This is a genomic window from Synechococcus sp. BA-120 BA3, assembly GCF_034931285.1.
GTDB lineage: Bacteria > Cyanobacteriota > Cyanobacteriia > PCC-6307 > Cyanobiaceae > Cyanobium.
Genome location: NZ_JAYGHZ010000045.1, coordinates 1 through 10,056, shown reverse-complemented (window position 1 = coordinate 10,056; position 10,056 = coordinate 1). Strand labels below are relative to the sequence as shown.

The 10,056-nt window shown below is 70.7% G+C and carries 10 protein-coding genes; 6 read left to right on the top strand and 4 right to left on the bottom strand.

The window, feature by feature from the left end; genetic code table 11:
- From VB737_RS03605 to VB737_RS03590, 4 genes are all read right to left on the bottom strand, one after another.
- Positions 1 to 442: alpha/beta fold hydrolase (locus tag VB737_RS03605; protein WP_500311207.1), on the bottom strand; the 442-nt coding region annotated here is incomplete at its 3' end.
- Entirely contained in the window at positions 439 to 1,542 is a 1,104-nt protein-coding gene (locus VB737_RS03600) for an iron-containing alcohol dehydrogenase (protein ID WP_500311205.1), read from the bottom strand. The genes VB737_RS03605 and VB737_RS03600, both read right to left, overlap by 4 nt.
- A gap of 54 nt (positions 1,543 to 1,596) precedes the next feature.
- A complete protein-coding gene (locus VB737_RS03595) occupies positions 1,597 to 4,146 on the bottom strand; it encodes an ATP-dependent Clp protease ATP-binding subunit (protein WP_500311203.1) in 2,550 nt (849 codons plus the stop codon).
- A 192-nt stretch (positions 4,147 to 4,338) separates the two neighbouring features.
- The gene (locus tag VB737_RS03590) at positions 4,339 to 4,809 is read right to left on the bottom strand and encodes a GNAT family N-acetyltransferase (protein WP_500311202.1); all 471 of its coding nucleotides are present in this window, start codon (positions 4,807 to 4,809) and stop codon (positions 4,339 to 4,341) included.
- 62 nt (positions 4,810 to 4,871) lie between these two features.
- On the opposite strand from VB737_RS03590, the gene lysA reads away from it, so the two are divergent.
- The 6 genes from lysA to VB737_RS03560 all read left to right on the top strand — a co-directional run.
- A complete protein-coding gene (lysA, locus tag VB737_RS03585) occupies positions 4,872 to 6,296 on the top strand; it encodes a diaminopimelate decarboxylase (protein WP_500311201.1) in 1,425 nt (474 codons plus the stop codon).
- A gap of 48 nt (positions 6,297 to 6,344) precedes the next feature.
- Entirely contained in the window at positions 6,345 to 7,160 is an 816-nt protein-coding gene (cdaA, locus tag VB737_RS03580; RefSeq protein ID WP_015107871.1) for a diadenylate cyclase CdaA, read from the top strand.
- Complete coding sequence (uppS, locus tag VB737_RS03575) at positions 7,157 to 7,957, top strand: undecaprenyl pyrophosphate synthase (protein ID WP_500311198.1); 801 nt, start codon at positions 7,157 to 7,159, stop codon at positions 7,955 to 7,957. Before cdaA ends, uppS begins: the two co-directional genes overlap by 4 nt.
- A complete protein-coding gene (gene bioB / locus VB737_RS03570; RefSeq protein WP_500311196.1) occupies positions 7,954 to 8,949 on the top strand; it encodes a biotin synthase BioB in 996 nt (331 codons plus the stop codon). The genes uppS and bioB overlap by 4 nt, the downstream gene beginning before the upstream one ends.
- Positions 8,946 to 9,890: an oxygen-dependent tRNA uridine(34) hydroxylase TrhO gene (gene trhO / locus VB737_RS03565; RefSeq protein WP_500311211.1), complete on the top strand. Its 945-nt coding sequence runs from the start codon at positions 8,946 to 8,948 to the stop codon at positions 9,888 to 9,890. The genes bioB and trhO overlap by 4 nt, the downstream gene beginning before the upstream one ends.
- A 4-nt stretch (positions 9,891 to 9,894) precedes the next feature.
- The coding region (locus tag VB737_RS03560; RefSeq protein WP_500311209.1) for a glutathione S-transferase N-terminal domain-containing protein at positions 9,895 to 10,056 on the top strand (162 nt) is incomplete at its 3' end.

Below are 10,056 nucleotides of genomic sequence, written 5' to 3'. Positions count from 1 at the left end.
TACGAGATACCCTAGCGTCTCTTGGGCGCGGAGATGTGTACAGGCGACAGGCGCCGATCAGGCCGATCCTGCGGCCGCCGGCGGGCTCCCGCTGCTCCAGGGCCTCCAGCAGCGCATCGAGATGGGCCAGCACGGCGGCCGGGGTGTACTCCCGCTCGCTGGGCCTGGGACAGAAGCCGAAGCCGTGCAGATCCGGGATCACCAGCCGGTGCTGAGCCGCCAGCAGGGGGACCAGACGGCGGAATTCCAGGAAGGAGCTGTCGAAGCCATGCAGCAGCAGCAGGGGCGGCCCCTCCCCGAGCAGGGCCACGGGCCACGGGCCGGGGTGCTCCGGCAGCTCCCACCACTGAACTCGGGCGGCCAGGTCGCGGCCCAGGGGGTCGAGCAGGGACGTGGCCGCGGCCGTGACCAGGTCGCGGCCGCTCAGGGGGCTGTCCGTCACGCTTGCTGCCGGTCGGCGGTGGCGCCCACCATGGCGGCGAGCAGATCCTCGGGGACGACGGCGAAGGGCAGCCGGTGCAGGTCGGAGCCCTCCCGGCACGCGAAGCGGCTGACCTGACGGAGCTGATCGAGGCTGGCGCCCGCCAGCCCCAGGGCCTCGAGATCGGTGGGCAGCCCCAGTTGGCGGAAGAAGGGCAACAGCTGGCGGCGGGCCTGGGCCGCCAGACGGTTCCCCGCGAGCTGCTCCTCCAGCCACAGCTGCACCAGCACCCCGAATCCCACCTTCTCGCCGTGGAGACAGCCGTGGGTGGCGCCGAGCTGGGTGAGGCCGTTGTGGACGGCATGGGCGGCCACGGTGCGGCAGCGGGCACCACCAATGCCGCCGATCAGGCCGGCGGTGAGGGCACAGCCTTCGGCCACACGCACCCAGGCCTCCCCGTGGGGGTCCGCCAGGGCGGCTTCGCCCTCCAGCAGCAGCAGATCGCGCAGCAGCCGCGCCATCTGCACCGCCTGCTGGATCAGCCCATCACCGCTGGAGCCGCTGCTCACCGAGGCCTCGTACCACTTGGCCACCGCATCGGCGATGCCGCTGGCCAGGGTGCGGGCCGGCGCCTGCCGCACCAGGCCGTGGTCGAAGACCAGCAGGTCCGGACAGCGGTCGAGGGCGACATCGCCCAGGAAGGCGCCCTCGGGGGTGTAGAGATTGGCCAGGGCCGTCCAGCCGGCGCAGGTGGCGGCGCTGGTGGGCACCGTGATGCAGGGGATAGCGAGCCGCTGGGCCAGCAGCTTGCCGGCATCCAGCACCTTGCCCCCACCGGCGGCGATGACCGCGTCACAGCCGGCGGCAGCGGCATCCCGGGCCAGGGGGCCGAGGTCCTCCTCGCAGCAGTCGCGCAGGGCCTGGCTGACCACGGGGCAGGCGCTGGCCTGCTCCAGGTCGACCGCCAGCTGCTGGCGCAGGCCGAAGGTGGAGGCGCTGCGGCCCAGCAGCAGGGGGCGGCGGCCCAGGGCGACGATGTGGGGAAGGGCCTGCTCCCAGGCCCCCTCCCCACGGAGGACCATCGCCGGGGCGATGGCCTGGGACTGCAGAGGATCCGTCATGGCCGCCATCTCATGGTTGAAATGTAGAAGTCGGCCGATCCGGCTCGCGACGGATCAGACGCTGGCGCTGGCCAGCTCCGGCAGCGGCGGGGTGACGCTCTGCTTGCGGATCACCACCTGCTTGTCATCGTCGACATCCACCAGACAGGCATCGCCCTCGCCGATCCGGCCGGAGAGGAATTCCTCCGCCAGCGAATCCTCGAGCAGACGCATGACGGCGCGGCGGAGGGGACGGGCGCCGTAGCTGGGGTTGTAGCCCTCCTCCACGAGGCGCTCCTTGAAGGCCTCGGTGACGGACATGCCGATGCCCTTGTCCTGCATGCGGGCGAAGACCTCCCTCAGCATGATCTCGGCGATCAGCTTCACCTCGTCGCGGGTGAGCTGGCGGAAGACAATGATCTCATCGAGACGGTTGAGGAATTCGGGGCGGAAGTACTGCTTGAGCTCCTCGTTGACCAGGGAGCGGATGCGGTTGTACTGGGTTTCCTCCACGTCGCCGCCGCCGAACTCGAAGCCGAGGCCGCCGCCACCTTTCTCGATCACCTTCGAACCGATGTTCGAGGTCATGATGATCAGGGTGTTCTTGAAGTCGACGGTGCGGCCCTTGGAATCGGTGAGCCGGCCGTCCTCCAGCAACTGCAGCAGGAGGTTGAAGACATCGGGGTGGGCCTTCTCGATCTCGTCGAACAGCACCACGGTGTAGGGACGACGGCGCACGGCCTCGGTGAGCTGGCCACCCTCGTTGAAGCCCACGTAGCCCGGAGGCGAACCGATCAGCTTGCTGACGGTGTGGCGCTCCATGAACTCGCTCATGTCGAGGCGGATCATGGCGTCCTCGCTGCCGAAGAAATAGGCGGCGAGGGCCTTGGTGAGTTCCGTCTTGCCGACGCCGGTGGGGCCGGAGAAGATGAAGCTGGCGATGGGACGGTTGGGGTTCTTGAGGCCGACCCGCGCCCGTCGGATGGCCCGGGAGACGGCCTTGACGGCCTCGTCCTGGCCGATCAGGCGCTGGTGGAGGGTCTCCTCCATGTTCAGCAGCTTCACCGACTCGCTCTCGGTCAGCTTCTGGACGGGCACGCCGGTCCAGGAGGCGACGATCTGGGCGATGTCCTCCTCGGTGACCAGGGGCGAGCGGCTTTCCTCGCCTGCGTCGTCGGCCACAGGGCCGCCCAGCAGGGCCGGGGTGTCGGCCTCGCCGGAGGTGCCGGCGGGTTCGTCGTCGCGACGGGCCTGGAGGATCGTGCGGATCTGGTCGCGCAGCTCGACCTCCTTGTCGCGCAGTTCACCGGCCTTGGTGAAGTCCTGCTGGCGAACGGCGTCCTCCTTCTCCTTCTGGACACCGCGCAGCTGCTTGTCGACCTCCTTGGCCGCCGGCGGCAGCTTGGAGTTGAGCAGGCGCACCCGGCTGCCGGCCTCATCGATCAGGTCGATGGCCTTGTCGGGCAGGAAGCGGTCGCTGATGTAGCGGTCGCCCAGGGTGGCGGCGGCGACGAGGGCCTCATCGCTGATCTTGAGGCGGTGGTGCTGCTCGTAGCGCTCACGGAGCCCCTTGAGGATCTCGATCGTGTCGACGACGGAGGGCTCGCCCACCATCACCGGCTGGAAGCGGCGCTCCAGGGCGGCGTCGCGCTCAATGTGCTTGCGGTACTCATCGAGGGTGGTGGCGCCGATGCACTGCAGCTCGCCCCGGGCCAGGGCCGGCTTGAGGATGTTGGCGGCGTCGATGGCCCCCTCGGCGGCACCGGCGCCGATCAGGGTGTGCACCTCGTCGATCACGAGGATCACGTTCCCGGCGGAACGGATCTCCTCCATGATCTTCTTGAGACGTTCCTCGAACTCACCCCGGTACTTGGTGCCGGCCACGAGCAGGCCGATGTCGAGGGTGAGGACGCGCTTGTCCTCAAGGATGTCGGGGATCTCGCCCTGGGTGATCCGCTGGGCCAGGCCCTCGGCGATGGCGGTCTTGCCGACGCCCGGCTCACCGATCAGCACCGGGTTGTTCTTGGTGCGGCGCCCGAGGATCTGGATGACCCGGTCGATCTCGTTCTGGCGGCCCACGACGGGGTCGAGCTTGGACTCGGCCGCCAGCTGGGTGAGGTTGCTGCCGAACTCATCGAGGGTGGGGGTCTTGGTGGAGCCCTTGCCCGAGCTGCCGGAGGCCACTTCGGCCGTCTCGCCCAGCATGCGGATCACCTGGGTGCGGACCTTGGCCAGGTCGACGCCGAGGTTCTCGAGCACCCGGGCAGCCACGCCTTCGCCCTCGCGGATCAGGCCCAGCAGCAGGTGCTCGGTGCCGATGTAGTTGTGCCCCAGCTGGCGGGCCTCCTCCAGGGAGAGCTCCAGCACCCGCTTGGCCCGGGGGGTGAAGGGGATCTCGACGGCGACGAAGCCGGAGCCGCGGCCGATGATCTTCTCGACCTCGACCCTGGCGTCCTTCAGGTTGACCCCCATCGACTTGAGGACCTTGGCGGCGACACCGGTGCCCTCGCCGATCAGGCCCAGCAGGATCTGCTCGGTGCCGACGAAGTTGTGGCCGAGGCGGCGGGCCTCTTCCTGGGCCAGCATGATCACCTTGATGGCCTTCTCGGTAAACCGCTCGAACATGGGGCGGGACCTGATGCAAGTGGCCCCAACCTATCAGGATTGAAGGGCCGTGTGGGAGCTTGGGAGCACTCTCAGGTGAAACCCACGGGCCGCAGGGGCTCAGGCGAGTCAGAACACAAACGAAGCGACCGGAATCGCCGGGAATAGGTATAAAAATCTACGGTTATCCACACCCCTGTCACATTGCCAGGATCAGATTGTCAGGTTGACCCATTGGATCAGGGCATCCTCTCCATTGCGGTAGTAACCATGACGGATGCCGGCGGTGCGGAACCCCAGGGCCCCATACAGCGCGATCCCGGGCCCATTCCCTGCCGCCACTTCCAGCGTGGCGCGGCTGGCGCCGCGCTCGCGGGCCGCGGCCATCAGTTCCTGCAGCACCCGGCGTCCCAGGCCCCGCCGGCGCTGGTCCGGTGCCACCGCCACCAGGGTGATGTGCAGCTCATCGACCACGAGCCAGCCACTGGCCATGGCCAGCAGGTCGGGCCCCTGGAACAGACCCAGGCCCGGCCGCCCCTCCTCCTCCAGCTCCCGCTGCCACTGCTCCAGGCTCCAGAGACCGCCGAGGGCGCCCCGATCGAGGGCCAGGCAGGCGCCGGCGTCGGCCGGAACCAGGGGGCACAGGGTCGGGACGGGCAGCGGTGGCGGAGGTGGTGCCGGCACGGCCGTTGGACACGAACATCCTTACGATCGGACATCCTGACCCCCTCCCCGCACAGGCCGCCATGGTGACCAGCGCCTCCACGGCGACCGATACGGTCGCTCCCCTGACCGCGGCCCCTGTCGCCTCCGGGAGTCCCTTCGAGCAGGGAGCCGATCCGCTCAGCCCCAACCGCAACCTGGCGCCCCTCACCGCCCGCCTTGATGGCCTGGGCCGCCTGGAGGTGGGGGGCTGCCTGCTGAGCGATCTGGCCCGCACCTACGGCACGCCCCTTTATGTGCTCGACGAGGCCACCCTGCGGAGCACCTGCCGGGCCTACCGGGAGGCGCTGGCCGCCCATTACCCCGGCGAGGCCCTGGCCCTCTATGCCTCCAAGGCCAACAGTTCCCTGGCGATCACGGCCCTGGTGGCCTCCGAGGGCCTGGGCCTCGACGCCGTCTCGGCCGGGGAGCTGCTCACGGCCCTGCAGGGCGGCATGGCCGCCGAGCGGATCGTCTTCCACGGCAACAACAAATCCGCCGAGGAGCTGCAGCTCGCCGTCGACCAGGGTGTGACGGTGATCCTCGACAACTGGAACGACATCAGCCTGCTCGCCACCCTGGCGGCCGGACGGCCCGCGCCGGTGCGGGTGCTGGTGCGCTTCACCCCGGGCATCGAGTGCCACACCCACGAGTACATCCGCACCGGCCACCTCGACAGCAAGTTCGGCTTCGACCCCGACCAGCTGGAGGCGGTGCTGCGGCACCTGGCGAGCTGCCCCTGGGCCCGGCTGGATGGCCTGCATGCCCACATCGGCTCCCAGATCTTCGAACTGGAACCGCACCGCGACCTGGCCGGGGTGATGGCCGAGGCCCTGGGACTGGCCCGTTCCCTGGGCCACCCCTGCGGCGACCTCAACGTCGGCGGTGGCCTGGGCATCCGCTACGTGGGCTCCGATGATCCCCCGAGCATCCAGGAGTGGGTGCGGGTGGTGGCGACGGCGGTGGCCGAGGCCTGCGGCCAGCGCCAGCTGGCGCTGCCACGGCTGCTGTGCGAGCCCGGCCGCTCCCTGGTGGCGACGGCGGGGATGACGCTCTACACCCTGGGCAGCCGCAAGGAGATCCCCGGCCTGCGCACCTACCTGTCGGTGGATGGCGGCATGAGCGACAACCCCCGGCCGATCACCTACCAGTCGCTCTACACGGCCGTGCTGGCCGACCGGCCGCTGGCGGAGGCCAGCGAGGCGGTGACCGTGGCCGGCAAGCACTGCGAGTCCGGCGACGTGCTGCTCCACGACGTCCGCCTGCCGCCCACCAGCCCCGGCGACGTGCTGGCCGTGCTTGCCACCGGCGCCTACAACGCCGCGATGGGCTCCAACTACAACCGCATCCCGCGGCCGGCGGCGGTGCTCGTCCACGACGGCGTGGCCGAGGTGGTGCAGCGGCGCGAGCAGCCGGAAGACCTACTGCGCTACGACGTCCTGCCCCACCGACTCCTGCCGGTATCCTGACCGCGTCAGGCGGCCACCCGTTGAACCGGCCTGCCCATCCCCTGTCTTGTGATCTGGCTGCGGCTCATCGATTTCCGCCTGCTTCTGGATCTCCTGTTCGCTTCCCTGCTCGGCCTGCTGCTGCTGGGCCGGGTCACCGAAGCGCGCACCCTTTGGCTGCTGCGCGGCTATCTGTTCCTGGTGGCGCTGGCCTGGTTCGTGCAGCGCTACGCCAACCTGCCGCTCACCAGCAGCCTGGTGGATGCGCTGGTGCTGGCCTGCAGCCTCGCCCTGGCGATCCTCTGGCAGGGGGAACTGCGGCGGCTGATGGAACTGCTCGGCACCGGACGCCTCGGGGTGCTGTTCGCCGACCGCAGCCGTGACCAGCTGGCCTCGGGGTCGGTGAGCCTGCTCACCGAGGCCGCCGGCCGCCTCTCCCAGGCCCGCTGCGGCGCCCTGATCGTGCTCGACCTGGGGAGCGATCTGCGCCCCGAGGACTTCCTCAACCCCGGCATCCGCATCGACGCCCAGCTCTCGGTCGACCTGCTGCTCAATCTCTTCGCGGTGGACACGCCCCTGCACGACGGCGCCGTGCTGGTCCAGAAGAACCGCATCGTGGCCGCCGGTGTGATCCTGCCTCTCTCCCGCCAGGGCCTGAACCGCTACGGCACCCGCCACCTGGCCGCCATGGGGCTGACCGAGCGCCACGACGGCTGTTTCTGCATCGTCGTCTCCGAGGAGACGGGCACCCTCTCGCTCGCCTCCCAGGGCCGGCTGGAGCGGCCGATCACCAGCAGCCGGCTTCACGACCTGCTCACCGACGCCCTGGCCTCCGCTCCCACGGGGCGTAGCGTGGCTGCGGACCCGCCGGAACATCGCGGATGAGTCGCGCCCTGGCGACCACTCCATCGTCCGATCCCGACCAGCTGCCCGCCCAGCTGGATCCGGCTCGGCTGCCCCGCCACGTGGCCGTGATCATGGACGGCAACGGGCGCTGGGCCCGTCAGCGGGGGCTGCCCCGGGCCATGGGCCACCGGGCCGGGGTGGAGGTGCTCAAGCGCACCCTGCGCCACTGCAGCGACTGGGGCATCGGCGCCCTCACCGCCTACGCCTTCTCCACCGAGAACTGGACCCGGCCCGGCGAGGAGGTGGCTTTCCTGATGGCCCTGTTCGAGCGCGTGCTCGCCAAGGAGCTGGAGTCCCTCGAGCGCCAGCAGGTGCGCATCCGCTTCCTCGGCGACCTGGAGCCCCTGCCGGAGGGCCTGAAGGTCCTGATCAGCGATGCCACCGAGCGCACGGCCGGCAACACCGGCATCCATTTCAACGTCTGCACCAACTACGGCGGCCGCAGCGAGCTGGTGCGGGCGGCCCGCCGTCTCGCCGAGCAGGCGGCCCGCGGTGAGCTCGACCCGGCCCGCATCGATGAGGACCTCTTCGCCGCCGAGCTGTTCACCGCCGGAGATGCCGACCCCGACCTGCTGATCCGCACCAGCGGCGAGCAGCGCATCAGCAACTTCCTGCTCTGGCAGCTGGCCTATGCCGAGCTGCACATCACCGAGGTCCTCTGGCCCGACTTCGACACCGAGGCCCTGCTGGCGGCGCTGCTGGATTATCAGGGGCGCCAGCGCCGCTTCGGTGGCGTGCAGAGTGGCGTCCAGAACGGTGTGGAGACCACCCCATGAGCCCGCGCCACGACTGGTCCCGCCAGGAGATCCAGGACCTGCTCGACCTGCCGCTGATGGATCTGCTGTGGCAGGCCCAGGCGGTGCACCGCAGCGCCAACCCCGGCTACCACGTGCAGCTGGCCTCGCTGCTGAGCGTCAAGACGGGCGGCTGCGAGGAGGACTGCGCCTACTGCCCCCAGTCGATGCACCACCCCAGCGACGTGGCCGGCCGTCCGGAGCTGGCGGTGGAGCCGGTGCTGGAGCGCGCCCGGCAGGCCCGGGACGCCGGCGCCCACCGCTTCTGCATGGGCTGGGCCTGGCGGGAGATCCGCGACGGCGCCCCCTTCGAGGCCATGCTCGCCATGGTGCGGGGGGTGCGGGAGCTGGGCCTGGAGGCCTGCGTCACCGCCGGCATGCTCACGGACGGCCAGGCGGCGCGGCTGGCGGAGGCGGGACTCACCGCCTACAACCACAACCTTGACACCAGCCCCGAGCACTACGAGCGGATCATCTCCACCCGCACCTACCAGGAGCGGCTCGACACCCTGCAGCGGGTGAGGGGCGCCGGCATCGACCTCTGCTGCGGCGGCATCATCGGCATGGGCGAGACAGCCCAGGACCGGGCCGGGCTGCTCCAGGTGCTGGCGACCATGGATCCCCACCCCGAGAGCGTGCCGATCAACGCCCTGGTGGCGGTGGAGGGCACCCCGCTGGAGGGTCTCCCGGCGGTCGACCCCCTGGAGCTGGTGCGGATGGTGGCCACCGCCCGCATCCTCATGCCCCACAGCCGGGTGCGGCTCAGCGCCGGACGCGAGCAGCTGGGACGGGAAGCCCAGATCCTCTGCCTGCTGGCGGGAGCCGATTCGATCTTCTACGGCGACACCCTGCTCACCACCGCCAACCCGGCGGTGGCCAGCGACCAGGAGCTGCTGCGGGCCGCCGGCGTGCGGGTGCAGATGGAGGAGCTGCCGCTGGAGGAGCAGCCGCTGGCGGCCGCCGCCGGCCGCTGAGGGTGCAGGTCGCCGCCTTCTACAGGTTCGTCCCCCTGGCCAGCGAGGAGCTGCCGCTCTGGCGCACCAGGATCCTGGAGCTGGGCAGAGCGACCGGCCTGCTGGGCACCATCCTGCTGGCCACCGAGGGCATCAACGGTACGGTCGCCGGCTCGGACGCCAGCGTGGCCGCCCTGCTGGAGCTGCTGCGGGCCGACCCGCGACTGGCGGACCTGGAGGTGAAGCGTAGTGAGGCCACCGGAGCGGTGTTCCACCGCTTCAAGGTGCGCCTCAAGGCGGAGATCGTGACGATGGCCGAGCCCTCGGCCCAGCCGGCGCGGGGCACGGGGGTCCCGGTGCCCCCCGAGCACTGGAATGCCCTCCTGGACGATCCCGGCACCCTGGCCATCGACACCCGCAACCACTACGAGGTGGCCCTGGGCAGCTTCGCGGGCGCCATCGACCCCGGCACCGAGCACTTCCGCGACTTTCCCGCCTGGGTGGAGCAGCACCTGCGGCCCCTGGTGGCCCAGCGGCGGCCGCAGCGGCTGGCCCTGTTCTGCACCGGCGGCATCCGCTGCGAGAAGGCCACCGCCCACCTGCTGAACCAGGGGTTTGAGCAGGTGCTGCAGCTGCAGGGGGGGATCCTCAACTACCTGGAGCAGGTGACGGAGGCCGAGAGCCGCTGGCGGGGCGAGTGCTACGTGTTCGACCAGCGGGTGGCCCTCGACCACCGACTGCAGCCGGGCACCTATCACGTGTGCCATGCCTGCGGCCTGCCCCTGGCCCCCGCCGACCTGGCGCTGGCGAGCTACGTGGAAGGGGTGAGCTGCCGCCACTGCATCGATCGCTACGCCGCCGCCGATCGGGAGCGTTTTGCCGAGCGCCAACGGCAGATGCGGCGCGCCGAGGCCTCCGGTGAGGCCCACATCGGCCGGCCGATGCCGCCCGTCGCGGGTTGAGGCGATGGCGGCTTCCCTGCCGGTGCTCTACAGCTTCCGCCGCTGCCCGTACGCGATCCGGGCGCGGCTGACCCTGGCGGCGGCCGGGCTGAGGCCGGGGGTGGACCTCGAGCTGCGGGAGGTGCATCTGGGCCGCAAGCCCCCCGAGCTGCTGGCGGCCTCCGCC